The sequence below is a fragment of the Cyclobacterium sp. genome (assembly GCF_014762705.1).
Taxonomy (GTDB): domain Bacteria; phylum Bacteroidota; class Bacteroidia; order Cytophagales; family Cyclobacteriaceae; genus Cyclobacterium.
Map to the genome: position 1 here is coordinate 25946 of NZ_JABURL010000023.1, position 18248 is coordinate 44193.

At 41.2% G+C, this 18248-nt stretch carries 14 protein-coding genes; 3 read left to right on the forward strand and 11 right to left on the reverse strand.

What is annotated here, in order from left to right:
* Positions 1-6: 6 nt before the first annotated feature.
* A complete protein-coding gene (locus HUJ21_RS03150; RefSeq protein WP_291367221.1) occupies positions 7-3993 on the forward strand; it encodes an AAA domain-containing protein in 3987 nt (1328 codons plus the stop codon).
* A gap of 68 nt (positions 3994-4061) precedes the next feature.
* On the opposite strand, the gene HUJ21_RS03155 is transcribed toward HUJ21_RS03150, so the two are convergent.
* The 4 genes from HUJ21_RS03155 to recQ are packed head-to-tail and all read right to left on the reverse strand — an operon-like array spanning position 4062 to position 9432.
* Positions 4062-4538 carry a gliding motility lipoprotein GldH gene (locus tag HUJ21_RS03155; protein ID WP_291367223.1) on the reverse strand — a complete coding sequence of 159 codons (477 nt, stop codon included), beginning with the start codon at positions 4536-4538 and terminating at the stop codon, positions 4062-4064.
* Positions 4528-5898, reverse strand: a complete 1371-nt coding sequence (ricT, locus tag HUJ21_RS03160) for a regulatory iron-sulfur-containing complex subunit RicT (RefSeq protein WP_291367225.1) — start codon at positions 5896-5898, stop codon at positions 4528-4530. The genes HUJ21_RS03155 and ricT overlap by 11 nt, the downstream gene beginning before the upstream one ends.
* Positions 5899-5944: 46 nt before the next feature.
* Positions 5945-7240 (reverse strand): phosphoribosylamine--glycine ligase, encoded by a 1296-nt coding sequence (gene purD / locus HUJ21_RS03165; protein ID WP_291367227.1) that lies wholly within the window; start codon positions 7238-7240, stop codon positions 5945-5947.
* Positions 7241-7254: 14 nt separating this feature from the next.
* Positions 7255-9432, reverse strand: coding sequence for a DNA helicase RecQ (gene recQ, locus HUJ21_RS03170; protein ID WP_166151524.1), 2178 nt, complete (start codon positions 9430-9432; stop codon positions 7255-7257).
* Positions 9433-9530: 98 nt separating this feature from the next.
* Between recQ and HUJ21_RS03175 the strand changes: the two genes are divergently transcribed.
* Both HUJ21_RS03175 and HUJ21_RS03180 read left to right on the forward strand, forming a co-directional pair.
* Positions 9531-10499, forward strand: a complete 969-nt coding sequence (locus HUJ21_RS03175) for a KpsF/GutQ family sugar-phosphate isomerase (protein ID WP_291367230.1) — start codon at positions 9531-9533, stop codon at positions 10497-10499.
* Positions 10500-10502: 3 nt separating this feature from the next.
* A complete protein-coding gene (locus HUJ21_RS03180) occupies positions 10503-11579 on the forward strand; it encodes a sugar phosphate nucleotidyltransferase (RefSeq protein ID WP_166151520.1) in 1077 nt (358 codons plus the stop codon).
* A gap of 12 nt (positions 11580-11591) precedes the next feature.
* On the opposite strand, the gene murQ is transcribed toward HUJ21_RS03180, so the two are convergent.
* The 7 genes from murQ to HUJ21_RS03215 form a co-directional block, all read right to left on the reverse strand.
* Positions 11592-12401: an N-acetylmuramic acid 6-phosphate etherase gene (gene murQ / locus HUJ21_RS03185; RefSeq protein WP_291367233.1), complete on the reverse strand. Its 810-nt coding sequence runs from the start codon at positions 12399-12401 to the stop codon at positions 11592-11594.
* The gene (locus HUJ21_RS03190; RefSeq protein ID WP_166151516.1) at positions 12398-13240 is read right to left on the reverse strand and encodes an N-acetylglucosamine kinase; all 843 of its coding nucleotides are present in this window, start codon (positions 13238-13240) and stop codon (positions 12398-12400) included. The genes murQ and HUJ21_RS03190 overlap by 4 nt, the downstream gene beginning before the upstream one ends.
* The gene (locus HUJ21_RS03195; protein ID WP_166151514.1) at positions 13241-13468 is read right to left on the reverse strand and encodes a cytochrome b5 domain-containing protein; all 228 of its coding nucleotides are present in this window, start codon (positions 13466-13468) and stop codon (positions 13241-13243) included.
* 54 nt (positions 13469-13522) lie between these two features.
* Positions 13523-14680, reverse strand: coding sequence for a formimidoylglutamase (locus HUJ21_RS03200; protein ID WP_291367236.1), 1158 nt, complete (start codon positions 14678-14680; stop codon positions 13523-13525).
* Between the two features lie 87 nt (positions 14681-14767).
* Positions 14768-16072, reverse strand: a complete 1305-nt coding sequence (nqrF, locus tag HUJ21_RS03205; protein ID WP_291367239.1) for an NADH:ubiquinone reductase (Na(+)-transporting) subunit F — start codon at positions 16070-16072, stop codon at positions 14768-14770.
* A gap of 126 nt (positions 16073-16198) precedes the next feature.
* Positions 16199-17041, reverse strand: a complete 843-nt coding sequence (gene accD, locus HUJ21_RS03210; protein WP_166151508.1) for an acetyl-CoA carboxylase, carboxyltransferase subunit beta — start codon at positions 17039-17041, stop codon at positions 16199-16201.
* A gap of 110 nt (positions 17042-17151) precedes the next feature.
* Positions 17152-18198, reverse strand: coding sequence for a mechanosensitive ion channel domain-containing protein (locus tag HUJ21_RS03215; protein ID WP_291367243.1), 1047 nt, complete (start codon positions 18196-18198; stop codon positions 17152-17154).
* Positions 18199-18248 lie beyond the last annotated feature (50 nt).

Consider the following 18248-nt stretch of genomic DNA (forward strand, 5'->3'; position numbering starts at 1 on the left):
AGTTTCATGCTAAAAGATATTTTTAAGGTTTATTTAAACCGCTTGGTGGATCTTTCTTCCAACAACCGATCTATTTTTCTTCCGAAAATCATTCAAAGCCAGATGATTGATCTCAAAGATTTCCATTTTTTGAACAATCATCCTTCCTTTTTTTACATCAATGAATTGCTGGGTAGAAAAAGAAATATTCCATTGATTCAGGAGCTTGACTCCAGGGATAAGAATGTCAACCAGCTATCCACCAGGCTAAAACGCCTGCTCCACCATGTACGCTTTGCCATTGAAGAAACAGGGGAAAAAAATTTGTTTGTGGGCTGGCCTTTTGTAGAGGGCAGATTACTGAATGAACAGTTGATCCGTTGTCCCTTGATTTTTTTTCCAGTGGACCTTGTACTTGAAGACAAAACCTGGTACCTGAGAAAAAGCCTGGGTGAGCTTCCTTTTCTAAACCCATCTTTTCTGCTTGCCTATAGCCAGGCTTTGGGAAGACCATTTGATAAAGAATGGCTGGAGCTTTCGATGGAAGATTTCAGTAAGGAACCCATGGGTTTTCGTACCGACTTGTATCACTATTTAAAAAATCAGGTTGAACTTAATTTCAACAGGGAAATTTACCAGGATAAACTAGAGTTTTTTCCCGATCTGAATAAAGATGATTTTCAAAAATATTCAGAAACAGGGCTGCTTCGGCTTCAGCCTTATGCCATTCTGGGTCAGTTTTCTCAAAAAAACTCTTTCCTGATGGATGATTATGAGCAACTGATCAGGCAATCAACCCAGCAAAATCTGGAGGAATTGTTTTCTGATAGTTTTGGAAATGTTACTACAAACAGCCAACTAAGCCTTGAAAGTAACCTATACAATACCTTTCCGATGGACGCAAGTCAGGAAGAGGTGATCAAACATGTAAAATCAGGGCAATCCTGTGTAGTGCAAGGGCCTCCGGGTACAGGAAAATCCCAATTGATTTGCAATTTGGTTGCAGATTTTACTTCAAGAGGTAAAAAAGTGTTGGTTGTATCTCAAAAAAGAGCAGCTCTGGATGTGGTTTATCAACGTTTGTCTGCACAGGGTATGGCAAATTTTTCCGCCCTGGTCCATGATTACAGGGGAGATAGAAAAGAACTTTACAAGAAAATCGATCACCAAATCAGCTCCCTTGAAAATTATCAAAGCCTCAATAATTCTCTGGATGCTATCCAACTCGAGCGGACTTTCGGTCAAATGTGCAGGAATATTGAAAAGCATACGGATTTTTTTGAGGAATATAAAGAGGCGCTTTTTGATGTAGTAGATTGCGGCGTTCCGGCTAAGGAACTCTACCTTACATCAGATTCTGCTGATGAAGGAATAGACATGACCCAATATTACAGGTCTTTCAGGTTGGATGACCTGGATGTTTTTCTTAATAATTTTGAACAATATCAGTTTTTCTTTAACAAATTTCAGGTTTCTTCCTCGTTTTGGCTCCATAGAGTAGATTTTTCGGAATTTGGTCCCGAAGCTTTTAAAGGTGTAGCGGCCACTTTTCAGGAACTATCTTCGGTAAAACTTACAGCCAAGAAAGACCTGGATAGCATGTTGGCTGATACCTTTGAATATGGACTGATCTATCAATCTTTTCAACAAAAGGAAAAGATTGAAGCATTAATGCAAAGTATTAACAGCCCGGAGATATACGAGAAATTCAAGGTTTTTATGGCACATGATCCAGCGTCACTGGACCACCTATGGCTGGAGAGTAAAGTAGAAATGGTGCGTAAATTGTTTGGGGAGGAGGGAGTAGAATGGGAAATTGGAGATGAAGAGGTGGAAGGAGTCCTGAAAAAAGCCGTTCAGGCTTCCAAAAAACTCGAATCATGGTACGGAAAGATGGCGGTCAGCCTGGATGCAAAGAAATATGGAACTGTAATTTCGCTTCTGGAACAAAATGGATTAAAAAAAAGTAAGGAAGATATCAGGATATTGATTCAAAGGTTGGAAAACAGAATGAACCTTAATCACCAATATACACTTTTGGCCCAAAAAACCTGGGTAGAGTTGCCTGAAAAACCATTTACTATCCATTCATTTAATCAAATGGCCGGCGTTCTGGTAAAAGCCTTAAAAGCACGATTTATCATGCATGATTTGGGTGTTTTGGCATCATATTTTTACAAGCCTCAATTTTCCTACCAACATTTTCAAACACTATTAGAGGGTATTACCGTAATCAATGATTGGGTAGAAGACCATTTTGGAAATTGGAGGAAATACCTCAGTGTGATTCAGATTAAACATTTGCTTAGTTCACCTGATGAAGAAAAGCTGCAGGAAGTGAATCAAAATATTGCCCGGGATGTGGATGAGTTGATTAGGTTTGACCGGCTAAGAAACCAGATGAACGAGGTCGAGAAAAAGGTGGTTGAAAAAATTATTGACGCATTTCCTGAAAGGGATTTTGCCAGCCTCAAACAAATATTTTTATCCAGTTTAAAGATAAGTTGGATCGGGCATTTAGAGGCAAAATACCCGATTTTGAAAGAAATCTATGGACCACAAATCAAAAGTTATATTGCTGATTTTGAATTCTCTGTTGAGGAAAAGTTGAAGACTGCCCGCTTTATTGTGGAGATGCGGCTTCGGGAGGGGGTTTGTCAACAATTAGAATACAATCGGCTGAACAATCTTATTACTTACCGGGAGCTGGCCCATCAGGTAGGTAAAAAGAAACAGATCTGGTCTGTGAAAAAGTTGATTGCTTATTACAAAGATGAAATATTCAGATTGGTACCCTGTTGGTTGGCGTCACCAGAGACTGCATCAGCGCTTTTTCCTCTTGAGCAGGATTTCGATTTGGTGATTTTTGATGAAGCCAGCCAATGTTATTTTGAAAGGGGATTGCCCATGATGATGCGGGGAAAACAGGTGGTTGTTGCTGGTGACAGTCAGCAGCTTCAGCCATACGATCTTTACCAAACCAGAATTCAATCGGAGGATGATGGTATGGAGCTGGAAATTGATGCCTTATTGGATATGGTAAGCAAATTTTTCCCCACTTTTCACCTCAGCACCCACTATAGAAGTGCGACCCTGCCGCTGATTCATTTTTCCAACAAACACTTCTATGAGGACAGGCTTTACATGCTGCCAGACAGGAAGGTATTGAATAGCAATGAGCAGGGCATCAAATTAATTTCAACCGATGGGATCTGGGAGGACCAGACCAACCTTATTGAAGCGAGAGAGGTTTTGTCACAATTGGTTAAACTAAGAGCCAAACATCCTTTGGATTCTCTGGGTGTTATTACTTTTAATTATTACCAGATGATTCTGATCATAACCCTGTTGGAGGAAGATGAACATCTGAGAATGGACAAATATATCAAGGTTAAAAATATAGAAAATGTACAAGGAGATGAATTTGACAGGGTTATCTTTTCCGTAGGATACGCCAAAAACCCTGAAGGAAGGTTCACAGCCAATTTCGGGCTTCTATCCAGAAAGGGGGGGGAGAATCGTTTGAATGTTGCGGTAACCAGAGCCAGAAAGGAAAATATTCTAATCACCAGTCTTAAAGCAAGCGATTTCAAGGATAAGCACATGAATAATCCAGGAACCAGGTTGTTAAGTGAATATATAGCCTATGCTGCTAAAATTCAAGAAGGTGAAATTCCTGAAAAGGCCAGCCTAGATGTGAAAGGATATGGCAACCAATGGTCATTAAAAAACAGACTTGTAGGGACTTATGGAAATCATGAAGTGGAAGAAAACCCATACGTTAAAGTGATGGACCTGGAAGTTAAAGAAAATGGAAAAGCCGTGGCGGCCATATTGACGGATGACCAAAGGTTTTTTGCTGCTAAAACCGCAAAAGAGGCTTTTGTATATCATCCTCAGTTACTGACTTCCAGAAATTGGAACATTGTGTTTTTGTTTAGCAGGCAATATTGGTTAGACAGGGAGGATTTGCTGCAAACAAAAATAGCACAGGGAAATTTCAACAAGGGATAAATACCTGGCACACAGAATATCTGTCTGGTTCCTATCCCTTTACCCTGAAAAAAATACACTTTGCGGGTTTAATCTCTGACCGCCGATATTTTTAAGCCTACCGATTCAATGCCTGTCAAGGTGTCTTTTCTCATGTACTGGATGAATTCCACCCTTGCTGGTGTTGCGAGTTGATTGGCAGGTAAGGTATCATAAAGTGTCCTTCTGTTGCCAAACCCCGATCCCAGAGGTTGACCTGATTTGGAATCAAACAGTTCCAGGTTGACCAATGAATCCAGCAATACATTATTCAGGCTGTCCCTGAGTAGGTAACGGAGGTACAGGTTATGGTATTCGTAGCTGTCATTGTACCTGATACCTACAGATAGCATTTTTGAAGCATCGGGAGGTAGCGAATCCACCGAAAATGAAACTGTATCCGATACCAGCCAACTTTGGTTTGGGAAGTCTTCAAAGGATTCGTACAACCTGTCTCCATTGCAGCCGGAAAGCAAAAAAAGCATGCCGAAAAAGTATAAAATGAGAGACAGGCTTTTAGTTATCATCAGACTTCCCCTGGTTTGGATTGTTCTTTGGATTCCGGTTTCGGTTGGGCCTACGCCTTTTATTCGGATGTCCATCATTTTTACTTTTTGGTCCTTGCGGTCCATTATCGGCCTGGATTTGGGATGGATTATCCTTTTGATTTTTATTTCCTCTTTTCTGGTTGCGATTGCTTTTTTGATTTCTGCCCCTTTTTTCTTGATGATCAGGTCTTGCTGTTCCAGCTTCACCTGAGGTCATGTTGGGTTTTCTTGATTTGGGTTTGCGTTTCTTTTTCCTTTTGGATTGAGCAAATTTCTTATCCAACAGCTCCAGGTCCTGGTTGTTTTTGCTTTGGTCAAACTCTCCCTCAAATGCCTTGTCCTGCTTTAGGTTGAAAGGAGTGATTCCTTTTTCGTTTTGTTCAAGGATCATTTTGACCCTGTCACAATCTATGGAGTGCCAGTTGTTGTCATCATTGTAACTGAACCACATGAGTCTTCTGAAAATATCTGTTTTTTGGAGCTTGGCAGGTCCCGCTTCCGTTAGCAGTGGCTTCTCAACATTGGGAATATCTTCCAAGGCACTCAGGTAACTATCCAGTTCGAAATTCAGGCAGCATTTCAACCGACCGCATTGGCCGGACAATTTACTCGGATTCAGGGAAAGGTTCTGATATCTTGCTGCTGAAGTAGTGACACTTTTAAAATCGTGAATCCAGGTGGAGCAACAAAGCTCCCTGCCACAAACACCAATGCCTCCCAACCGGCCCGCTTCCTGCCTGAGGCTAATTTGCCTCATTTCAACCCTTATTTTAAACTCTGAAGCCAAAATCTTGATCAATTCCCGGAAATCAACCCTGTCATCAGCGGAATAATAAAAAGTGGCTTTGGAATTATCTGCCTGGTATTCCACATCCGATAGTTTCATTCCCAGTTTGAGTTCGTCAATGATTTGTTTGCTCCTGTATATGGTGGGGATTTCCCGGTTTTTGGCTTCCTGCCATTTATCAAGGTCTTTTTGGGTAGCTATCCGGTAAATGCTAAGAATATTGTCATCGTTTTTGATTTTTCTTTTCTGCATCTGAAGTCTTACCAACTCGCCTTGCAGGGACACGTAACCAATATGGTGCCCGTTGGGTACATCCACCACCACCGGGTCTCCGGTAGTGAGTGGCAAAAGGCCCGAATTTCTGAAATAATCTTTTCTTCCTCCTTTAAATTTAATTTCTGCAATGTCAAATTTATCAATTTCGGGTATGCCCATATGGGATAACCAATCAAAGGCATTCATTTTATTACAATCGCTGGTACCGCAACTGCCGTTATTTTGACAGCCGCCTACAGCTGTCGTTCCGGTGCTACAGTTTGTACATCCTGACATAATTCATCTATATTTAAGGGAGTTGCCTCCTCGTGAAAATGGGTTTTCAATCACTTAAATGAAGAATATCCTGACCGATATCTTTCCTGTAATTTACTTTTTCCCAATTGATCTGATTTACTCTTTCGTAGGCATGCTTAATCGCATCCTCGGTTGTATTTCCTAACCCGGTAATCCCTAGTACTCTTCCACCATTGGTAACGATGGCTTCCGGATGAATTGTTTTGGTGCCCGCATGAAAGGTGATGGCTTGTTTGAGCGTATCTTTTTCCAGGCCTGATATGACCTTGCCCTTCTCATAGGCTTCCGGATATCCTCCTGCTACCATTACCACTGTTGCTGTTTTGGTGGCAGCGGTTATTAAATTATAATCTCCCAATTTTTTATCAGCAATGGCACTCAACAGGGATACAAAGTCGCTTTCAATTCTAGGTAACACAGCCTGGGTTTCCGGATCTCCCATTCTGACATTGTATTCGATGACAAAGGGCTCCCCATCCATATTCATAAGCCCTATAAAAAGAAAACCCCTGAAATCTATTCCTGAATTTTTTAACCCGAGAACGGTAGGCTTAATAACTTTTTCTTCGACTTTTTCCATAAAAGCCTGATCTGCGAAGGGGACCGGGCTAATGGCTCCCATACCCCCGGTGTTTGGTCCGGTATCCATTTCACCGATTCTCTTGTAATCTTTTGCTTCAGGAAGAATTTTATAGCTTTCTCCATCTGTGGCTACAAATACGGAAAGCTCTATTCCTTTAAGAAAAGTTTCTATTACCACTTTTGTTGAAGCTTCCCCAAATTTCTGTCCTACCAGCATGTCTTTGAAGCTTTTTTCCGCTTCTTCAAGGCTGTTACAAATCAAAACACCCTTGCCAGCTGCCAGGCCATCCGCTTTAAGGACGATCGGCAATTTTTGCGTTTTTAAATAAGCAATACCCTCCTGTAAAGATGCCTGGGTGAACGTGGCATGGGAAGCGGTAGGGATCCCATATTGGTTCATAAATGCCTTCGAAAAATCCTTACTACCTTCGAGCTGAGCACCTGCCTTACCGGGACCCACTATGGGAAGAGAGGCAGTTTTAGGGTCCAGGGCCAAAAAATCTCTTAAACCCTTTACCAATGGCTCTTCGGGTCCAACTACAAGTAAATGGATGTCATTTGTAATGCAAAAATGCTTAATTCCTTCGAAGTCATTGGCGGATAGGTCTATATTCTCCCCAAGGGCCTGAGTTCCGGCATTGCCAGGAGCAATCCATAATTTCTCACAATGTTTACTCTTTTTTATTTTCCAGGCAAAGGCGTGTTCCCTGCCACCGCTTCCAATAAGCAATATGTTCATTTGTAGTATTTCTTTTAGTTGGCGTGATCTGAAATAAATTTTATCCGGTAAACCCTTACTTCCTCCTCAGAAAAATCATCTTCCTCTAATTCCGCCATGGCTTCCCGGATTTTGTCAGTATCGGCCGTCATGAAATAATCATGGAGAATATCCTCTCTTTCATCATCCATGATGTTTTGGATGTAATAATTGATATTTAATTTTGTCCCACTGTAGATAATTTGCTCAATTTCATGAAGCAATTCGCTCATGCTGATGTTCAGGTTATTTGCAATTTCGTCAAGGTCAATTTTTCGGTCTATTTGCTGAATGATGGTGATCTTAACTTTGGACCGCGTTCCGGCGGTTTTTACTACCACATCTGAAGCTGTGATAATTTCATTCTCATCTACATATTTCTCAATCAATTTCAGGAAGCTAGCACCAAATTTGGTTACTTTTCCTATTCCTACCCCATTGATTTGGGCCAGTTCTTCCTTTGAGGTGGGATAAACGGTAGCCATTTCCTCCAGTGACGGATCCTGAAAGACGACATAAGGAGGGAGGTTTTTAACTTTTGCTACTTTTTTCCGTTCCGCTTTCAGCAATTCATAAAGCTTTTCATCATAAGCTTTGCCCACATTGTTCAGCTCTTCAGAAGATATGTTTTCAGCCATTTCTTCAAAATTATGATTTTTACTGATCTTAATAGGGTAAGGTTCCTTTAAATAAGCTTCACTTTTATCTGATAGCAAAAGGACACCGTAATTTTCTATGTCTTTATCCAGCAAACCATAAATCATGGTTTGTCTAATTACTGTTTTCCAATGGATCGTATCTTTGTCCTTACCCAGGCCAAAAGTGGAGAGTTTATCATGGTCATAGCTCTCTATGTAATCGTCTTTTTCTCCCCGAATCATGCTTACGATATGATCCATACTAAACCTTTGATTGGTTTCCTTTACAGCTTTGATTACAGTAATGATGTCATCCTGACCATCAAAGGTTTCTTTTGACTTTTTACAGTTGTCACAAAAGCCACAATCTTTTCCCAGGTTTTCCCCGAAATAATGAAGCAAAAACCTTCTCCTGCAAACTGAACTTTCAGCATAGGCTGCCATTTCCTGGAGCAGGACTTTGGCGTTTTCGCGTTCATTGACAGGCTTGTCTTTATTGAACTTTTCCAGTTTTACAATATCTTCATACCGGTAAAACATTAGACAGTGACCTTCAAGGCCATCTCTTCCGGCCCTACCGGTTTCCTGGTAATAGCCTTCAAGGGACTTGGGTACATCATAATGGATGACATACCTTACATCTGGCTTGTCTATGCCCATTCCAAAAGCGATGGTGGCCACGATGACATCTACTTCTTCGTTGAGGAAGTCATCCTGATTTTTTATCCTGACGTGACCATCAAGTCCGGCATGATACGGGGCGGCATTGATCCCGTTCACCTTTAAAAGGTCGGCTATTTCTGTCACTTTTTTCCTGCTCAGACAATAGATGATCCCCGATTTGCCTTTTTGTGACTTGATGTATTTGATGATTTCCTTTTTGGTGTCATTCTTCATTTTCGGTCTGACCTCATAATAAAGATTGGTCCGATTAAATGAAGACTTGAAGAGGTCAGCTTCCTCCATTTGAAGGTTTCGCTGTATGTCTTGCTGAACCTTTGGCGTGGCTGTAGCTGTAAGTGCGATGACCGGGAGCTTGTCCCCGATCTGGGCAATAATTGATTTTATCTTTCGGTACTCTGGCCTGAAATCATGACCCCACTCCGAAATACAATGGGCCTCATCAATGGCAACAAAGCTAATATCCGAGTTTTTTAAAAACTGGACGTTTTCATCTTTGGTCAACGACTCGGGAGCCACATATAGCAATTTGGTAAGACCGGCCGTTACTTCACCCTTTACCCTGTTCGATTCGGATTTGCTCAGGGTGGAATTAAGGAAATGGGCATTAATGCCAAAACTGTTCAGTTGGTCCACCTGATTTTTCATCAGCGCAATTAAAGGAGAAATGACGATAGCAGTCCCCTTTTTTGAAACGGCTGGCAATTGGTAGCAAAGGGATTTCCCTGCCCCAGTAGGCATTATAACAAAAGTGTTTTTCCCCTTAAGTATATTTTCTACTATGAATTGTTGGTTTCCTCTGAACTGATTGAAACCAAAAATATTTTTCAGATTATCTTTTACTGCGTTATCCACTATATAAATAGTTTAATGAGTTGCTCTCAGTCAATCATTAAAGTTTAAGGTAAAACTTTCCTACCTTTGTACAAAATTAACAATTAACAACTGCAAAATTGAATTTACTAAAAAATATTAAAACCACGGCAATAAATGTACTTCAAAACGAGGCCGATGCCCTTATAAATTTAATACCTTATATTGGAGAGGATTTTGAGGCTTGTGTACGAGATATTTTGCAGCACTCAGGACGGGTGGTGGTCACCGGTATTGGCAAAAGTGCCATCATTTCCAATAAAATTGTGGCTACACTCAATTCTACAGGAACACCTTCTTTATTTATGCATGCTGCCGATGCAATTCATGGTGATTTGGGTATGATTAAAAAAGAAGATTTTGTAATATGCATATCTAAAAGCGGCAATACTCCCGAAATTAAAGTGCTGGTACCTTTGGTTAAGCAACTTGGAAACAAGCTGATAGCCTTGGTGGGTAACGAATCCAGTTATTTGGCCAGGCAAGCAGATTACGTGTTGTATGCAGGTGTAAAGGAAGAGGCCTGCCCGAATAAGCTGGCTCCAACCAGCAGTACTACAGCCCAAATGGCCATGGGAGATGCCCTGGCAGTTTGCTTACTTACAGCCAGGGGTTTTACTGCCGAATCTTTTGCCAGGTTTCATCCGGGAGGTGCCCTGGGCAAGAAGCTGTACCTGAAAGTTGGAGATGTAATGGATGATTCCTTGCTGCCTGTCATTACAGCGAATGCGAACTTAAAGGATGTAATTGTAGAGATAAGCAGTAAAAGGCTTGGGGCGACAGCTGTGGTTGGACCTGATAAGCAGTTGCTGGGCATCATAACGGATGGAGACCTGAGAAGAATGCTTCAGCGTGACCCTGACCTGACGCGGATAAAGGCGGTTGAAATCATGACCAGTCATCCGAAAACGATCGATGCCGGGGAGTATGCGGTAAAAGCACTGGGATTGATGAGGGATTTTAATATTACACAATTGGTAGTAATGGAAGGTAATTCGGTTGTCGGGTTTATCCATATTCATGATTTGATGAAGGAAGGAATTGTATAAATTATGGAGACAAGGGACAAATATGTAGTGATTTTGGCAGGAGGTATCGGAATTAAATTCTGGCCGTTTAGCAGGCACCACAAGCCCAAACAGTTTTTGGATTTACTTGGTACCGGCAAGTCTTTGCTTCAAATGACCTATGATAGGTTTAAAGATGCCTTCGAACCTTATCAGTTTATTGTGGTGACCAATAAAAGATACCTTTCCCTGGTAAAAGAACAATTACCACAAATACCGGAAAACCAGATACTCGTCGAGCCATTGCGAAGGAATACTGCAGCATCTATTGCACTGGCCAGCTATAAAATCAAAAAATTGAACCCAAATGCCATGGTGCTGATCAGTCCATCCGATCAGTTGATCTTTAATGAACAGGCTTTTTTTGAAGCCATAGATCTGGCCATAGAGGGTGCTTCCGAATCTGGAAACCTGGTTACTATCGGTATCAGGCCAAACAGGGCAGATACCAGCTATGGTTATATTCAGTATTTCCCCGATAATGGGAAGCAGGTTAAAAAAGTAAAAACCTTTACCGAAAAGCCTGACTTTTCCCTGGCCACCACTTTTTTGGAAAGTGGAGATTTCGTTTGGAATTCGGGGACTTTTATTTGGAAAAATGAAAGTATCATCAATGCTTTTGAAAAGTATTTACCGGAAATGGCTGAAGTTTTTGAGGAAGGTGAAATTTACTTTTGCACTGAAAAGGAGCACCTGTTTCTGAACAAGGCTTACAGCCTGATCAAAAATATTTCCATTGACCATGGCATTTTAGAGAGATCCGATGAGTTTTTTATGGTATTGGGTGATTTTGGCTGGTCAGACCTGGGTTCCTGGCAAAATCTGTATGACATTTCTGATAAGGACAATGAACAAAATAGTGTAAAAGGTAAAGCGCTATTGTACGATACGGAAAACTGTTTCATTCAACTTCCTCAGGACAAGCTGGTGGTCATTCAGGGTTTAAAAGATTACCTGATCAGCGATAGTGAAAATGTACTTTTAATTTGTAAACTTGGAGAGGAAAGTAAGTTTAGAGAATATGTTACAGATGCCAGAAAAATAGATGAAGGTTTTATCTGATACCCTTAGGCATCAGTTTTTTTTTTCATGAGCGGCGACTGCGTTTCTTACGGATCCATATTTGTTCAACAAATCATGGGCTTCTTTTTCTCCCAACCCAGTCGCTTCCATGATCATCTTTGTGCCTCTATCAACCAGTTTTTTATTGGATAACTGCATGTCCACCATTTTATTTCCTTTGACCTTTCCGAGTTTGATCATGACACTGGTAGAGATCATGTTAAGACAAAGTTTTTGTGCAGTTCCTGATTTCATGCGCGTACTACCGGTTACGAATTCAGGCCCCACCACTACCTCAACCGGGAACCTCACTGCAGCTGCCAGGGGGCTATTGGTATTACAAGTAACACAACCTGTGAGCAAGCCTGCCGATTCAGCAGCCTTAACTCCTCCGATTACATATGGTGTAGTACCTGAAGCAGCAATTCCAATTACTGTATCTTGTGCGTTGAATCCAAATGATTGAATATCTTTCCAGGCCTGTTGTGGATCATCCTCCGCATTTTCTACTGCTTTTCGGATGGCTGTGTCCCCACCGGCAATAATGCCGATGACCATTTCATGAGAGACCCCGTAGGTAGGGGGACATTCCGAAGCATCCAAAATACCCAATCGCCCACTTGTGCCAGCACCTATGTAAAAGAGGCGGCCGCCTTTTTCCATTCTTGGTACGATCGCATCTATTAATGCCTCCAGCTGTGGTAAAGCTTTATTTACTGCCAATGGAACAGTTTGATCCTCTTTATTCATATTTGCCAGCAATTCACTTACTGACATTTTTTCCAGGTGATCGTAAAAAGAAGAACTTTCTGTGGTACTCATATTTTTTCTTGATGATACAGGGTCAACCCGGCAATCGGGGTTTCGATGATGGTATTGATTTGAATTTGCAGGTCCTTTCCGGCTTTTCTCAGAATGTCATTATTATAGTATGCGATTGATCCTACAAAGTTCACAGGCTTGTTTTGATAGTTTTCATACCTCATTACATGCCTGTGAAAGAAATCCCTAAAGGCATTATAAATCAGGTTATAGCAATAAGGATTGGATTTGTGTTGTGAAATAAACTTACAAAAACCAGCCATGTACCGGTTGGGAAAGGGCTTTTTGTAAACGTTGTCCTGAATCTCGAATATCGTTAGGTTATAGACCTTGATAAACTCCTTGCGGATTTCTTCAGGCATGTCATCATAAATAAAATCCTGAAGAAAATGCTTTCCAATATATACTCCGCCACCTTCATCACCCAATAAATAACCGGGGGAAGGCCTGCTTGAGACAATGTTTTCCCCATCGTAGTCACCGCTGTTGGATCCGGTACCCAGAATACAGGCTATGCCGGCCTGGTGTCCACAGGTAGCCCTGGCAGAAGCCATAAGGTCGTGATCAACATGTATTTCAGTGAGTGGAAATATACTATGGATGGCTTGTGCAACGGATGCTTTATTGGCCGCTGAGGTACAACCGGACCCATAAAAATAGATCTGGCTGACCTGAGATTTTAAAGCCAGTAAATGAGGGTTGTTTAAACCTGCAACCATGTCCTCTCTGGTTTGATAATAGGGGTTAAATCCGATGGTCCTGAACTGAGAGATGTTGTCATCTTTCCCGATTACCCGCCAATCGGTTTTGCTTGAACCACTGTCTGCAATTAGAATCATTTATTTCAGGTATCCTATAGGTTCAAATTTATCAAAAACATGGGCTGTATGGGGTGCACTTTTCAATTCTTCAGTAAGATCCTGCCCTGCCCAGTGCTCATAGTGCCTGCCGGATTTCCAAAGCCTTGAACTGGCGAGATCATAAACTTTTCCCTGGAAGGCTATCCAGATTTCAGGCTTATCCTGCCCGTTTCTCAAGGCCAACTGGGATTTTGAAATGGCAATCATATTTTACCATTAAACAACACGTGTATCATAAGGCCGACAATAAGCTGCATTCAATCAGTAGAGTTTTAGTTGGGAATTGACCCACCTTTCAGGAATCTCTCCTTGTTGCGCAGTAAGGTAATCCTGATAACTGCAAGGGATGATGGTGTCTCTTTTATATTTTTCAGTTTTATTTTTGGGGATTTCCATCCACCATTTACCGCTCAACTTGCTTTTATAAAAATGCAATATAGAAGGTTTTGAATCTAAAGATACGGTATATTTGATGTAATCACTGCTTTTGAAGGATAAACTGTCTTTCCTTTGGTAAAAACCCTCAATAAAGTACCAAATCATGGTCGCTATCACGGAGGCTGTTTTGGCCCTTCTGTCGTCCAGTTTTCCATGGTACCCATAAATGCCCATTGAACTTAATTTTTCATTCATTCCGGCAAACCAGCAAATCTGGCAGGCTTCTTCTGCACTTAGCCCAAAGGGCTGGGCATCAATGGCCCCCGGGGCATCTGATGCGTGAATAGCGCAAACATCAAAACTCAGCAAGTCTGCATTCCGGATCAGCGGTTCTATTTCCTTGAAGCTATCTCGGAGCTGTCCCAATCTTACATGGTCAAAATAAAGTTTTTCGAGTGTCGTGACCAATTCCGGATCCGTTAAAAAACTCTGGTAGGCCAGATGACAATAATTAAACATATAATTGGGCTTGTTTAAAATAATGTCCTGGGAGTGAAGATCCATGGGTTTGCCCTTGTCCTCCATATCCATTTTAGCATCAACGGTAAGCAGGCTAACCAATTTTTTCATTGGCTGATAGGAGCGGTATTGGCCCAGATCCAGGTCATGACTTCCTCCTATAAAAACCGGCAAAACTTCCATTTTCAACAATAACTCACCGATTGAACTGATCAGCGATAGTGTTTCTTCCCTGCCTTGTCCAATTTTGATATTGCCCAGATCTGCTATGCGGTAGTTGTTCTGTCCTTTTTTTAGGGGATAGAGTTTACTTCTTATCTGGTTCGTAGTCAAAGAGGAGTTTTCCACCTGATCATTATCAGCACCGCGATACTCCTCGATTCCAACAAGAGCAATCTGAATCCCTTTTATTTCCGGGAAGGTTTCTCCATGGCAATGTATGTGATGAAAAAATGCATTGTGACCGTATTCTTTGTTTAAGATGGCTGGCTGAATGGGTTCGAAAAATGCCTCAAGATCCATTGATAATCTTTAAAATTGAAGATCAAATTTATTGAAAATACCTGCATTAAAAAAGTCCCGTTAGCAATAAACGGGACTCATTTTAATTTAACCTCCGAAATCGTCAAATCTTATGTTTTCATTGGGGACTCCCATATCGTCCAGCATTTTCAATACTGCAGAATTCATTAGTGGAGGACCGCAAAGGTAATATTCAATCTCATCCGGCTCCTCTATATCTTTCAGATAGTTGTCGTAGAGAACCTGATGAATGAATCCTACGTATCCATCCCCTTCCTTATCATCCAGAGATTTTTTGACTTTCCAGTTATCCTCGGGAAGCGGCTCAGAGAGACCTATGTGAAAATTAAAATTTGGAAATTCCTTTTCTATATCTCTGAAGTGTGGGGTGTAAAACAATTCCTTTTTAGACCTTCCTCCATACCAGTAAGAAACTTTACGATCGGTTTTCTCGGTATGAAATAGATGAAATAAATGCGATCTCAATGGTGCCATTCCTGCTCCACCACCAATATAAATCATTTCCCTCTGGGTAGGATTGATATGGAATTCACCATATGGTCCTGAAATGGTTACTTTATCCCCTGGTTTGCGGGAGAAAACGTAAGAAGAACACACGCCCGGATTAACATCCATCCATTTGTTGTTGGCCCTGTCCCAGGGTGGGGTAGCAATCCTGATGGTTAGCATGACGATATTTCCTTCTGCAGGGTGATTGGCCATTGAATATGCCCTGAAAAGTTCTTCGTCGTTTTTCATTACCAGATCCCACAGACCAAATTTATCCCAGTCACTTTGGTAAACATCTTCAGGATGTTCCAGTTCAGGATGAGGCGTAATATCCATATCCTTGAAATTTACAACCACTTGAGGGACATCTATTTGTATGTATCCTCCCGGTTCAAAATCAAGTATTTCACCTTCTGGAAGCTTTACCTTAAACTCCTTGATGAAGGTCGATACATTGTAATTGGAGACCACTTCGCACTCCCATTTTTTGATACCGAATATCTCTTCAGGAATTCGGATTTTCATATCGTTTTTTACCTTCACCTGGCAGGAAAGTCTCACATTACTTTGCTTTTCTGCCCGGCTAAGGTGTCCTTCCTCCGTGGGTAAAACTTCACCACCACCTTCTTCAATGGTGCATTTGCACATGGCACATGTGCCACCTCCACCACAGGCTGAAGGGAGAAATATTTTTTTGTTCCCTAACGTGGAAAGCAGTGTAGATCCCGCAGAGGCCACCAAAGGGTTCTTTTCGTCGCCGTTGATGATGATTTTCACGTCTCCGGAAGCCACCAATTTGGATTGTGCAAAAAGAAGTACAAATACCAGTAGCAAAATAATAAAGGTGAAAGCTACTATCGAAGTTATGATTACTGAACTCATTTAATAGAATTTTATTTTTATCAGTATAATAAACCGGTGAATGATTGTCACAAATATATTTATTATTCAACAAATCCACCGCAATATGGGAATATTTTAATCCGGGTATCCTGGCCTATTAACCGCTTAATTGCGCAATAAGTTTAGCAAAGTGTACATTCTGTTTTTCAACTGACGTCGGTCGATGATAAAATCAAGAAATCCATGTTCCAAAACAAATTCGGAACTTTGAAAACCCTTTGGTAAATCTTTCCCAATGGTTTCCCTTATCACCCTTGGGCCGGCAAATCCTATCAGTGCTCCCGGTTCGGCAATATTAAAATCGCCAAGCATGGCGTAAGAGGCCGTTACTCCTCCAGTGGTAGGATCTGTCATCAATGAAATGTAGGGAATTCCCGCTTCGTCCAACAAAGCCAATTTGGCGGAAGTTTTCGCCATTTGCATCAGGCTAAACCCGGCCTCCATCATTCTGGCACCACCGGACTTGGAAATCATCAGGAAGGGGATTTTGTTTTTCAAGGCATAATCAATCGCCCGGGATATTTTTTCTCCTACCACTGACCCCATTGACCCGCCAATGAAGTTGAAATCCATACAGGTGATAATGAGGTCCAGACCATTGATTTTGCCAACACCCGTCCGGGCAGCATCCTTCAGGTTTGTTTTGGCGATGGTATCTTTAATTCTGGTAGTATAGGGTTTGCTATCCACAAAATTTAGCGGATCACCTGAGGTCATGTCTTTGTCCAGTTCCTTGAATTGGTTGTCGTCAAAGAGTATCTCAAAATATTCTTTGGAACCAATTTTTACGTGATAGTCATCGTCAGGGCAGACATAAGAGTTGTTTTTCAATTCCCGGGTGTGGATGATATTCCCTTTTGGGGTCTTGTACCATAGTCCGTCAGGAGTGTCTTTTTTTTCCTCTGTGGAAGTTTTGATCCCGGCATCTTTCCTTTTAAACCAAGCCATAAAGTTTTGTTTAAATTAGCCCAAAAGTAATTTGGGAATTCAAATTTATGGGTATTATCCGTTAAATAAAACCAAAATCTGTATTCTCGCTCCGAATACAATTTTTCATGTCATTTTTTTTCTTCCTCACCGGACAATAAAACCCGGGATTTTGGCAGGGACCCTGGGTAATTCTGCTGGAGGTATTCCAACATTTTTTCTCTAACCAAACACCTGAGATCAAAGGCAGTAGGGCTGTCCCTGGCACTCATCAGGCAACGGATTTCTACTGTTTTTTCTGTGTAATCGGTTACCTGAAGTACCTGCACCTTTTTATCCCATAAGGAACTGCCATCCAATATTTCTTTTAGCTTGATTTTTAAATCCTCTACCGGAATGGTATGGTCTACATACATGAATACTGTCCCCCAGATATCAGCAGTAGTCCTGGTCCAATTTTGGAATGGCTTTTCAATGAAATAGTTGATAGGCAGCACCAACCTTCTCTGATCCCATATCCTGACCACTACATAAGTCAGGTTGATCTCCTCAATTTTCCCCCATTCATCCTCTACCACCACTACATCATCAATTCTTATGGGTTGTGTGAAAGCAATTTGAAACCCTGCCAATAAATTGGCGATGGATTTTTGTGCAGCCAAACCAACAATGATACCTACAATACCGGCAGAAGTCAACAAGCCCGCACCTAGTTTGCGGGCGGATTCGAAATTCATCAATATGGCTGAAAAGGCAATGATAACAACTATTATAATAAAAAGCTTTCTGACAAAGGCTACCTGGGTGAGTAATCGCCTTTCTCTTAAATTGTCCTCTTTATTTGAATTGAAGTTCTCCAGAAAAGCATGTCTCAATACATTGGAAAGCTCAATAATGATCCAGGAAAAAGTGATGATGGCAAGAACTATAAAAAAAGGCTCCTTACCAAATTGGTTTAAATCAGGTGGAGAAAAAAGAGGTTCGATGATGGGGAATACGGCAAAAAAGAGTCCCCATTTTAATGCAGTGGAAAATTTTCTCATGGCATTTTTTCCCTTTTCGGAGGTAGGTCTGTAAATCAGCCTGGCCAGTTTTGGAAATAACAACCAAAGAAAAATATGGCTGAATACCAACAATCCAAGTGCTACCCCAATAAAAATAATGTTTTCTTTTTCCATGCTTTAAAATTTAATGATTCTGCTGTTAGAAAGGTTGGATAATTTAATAT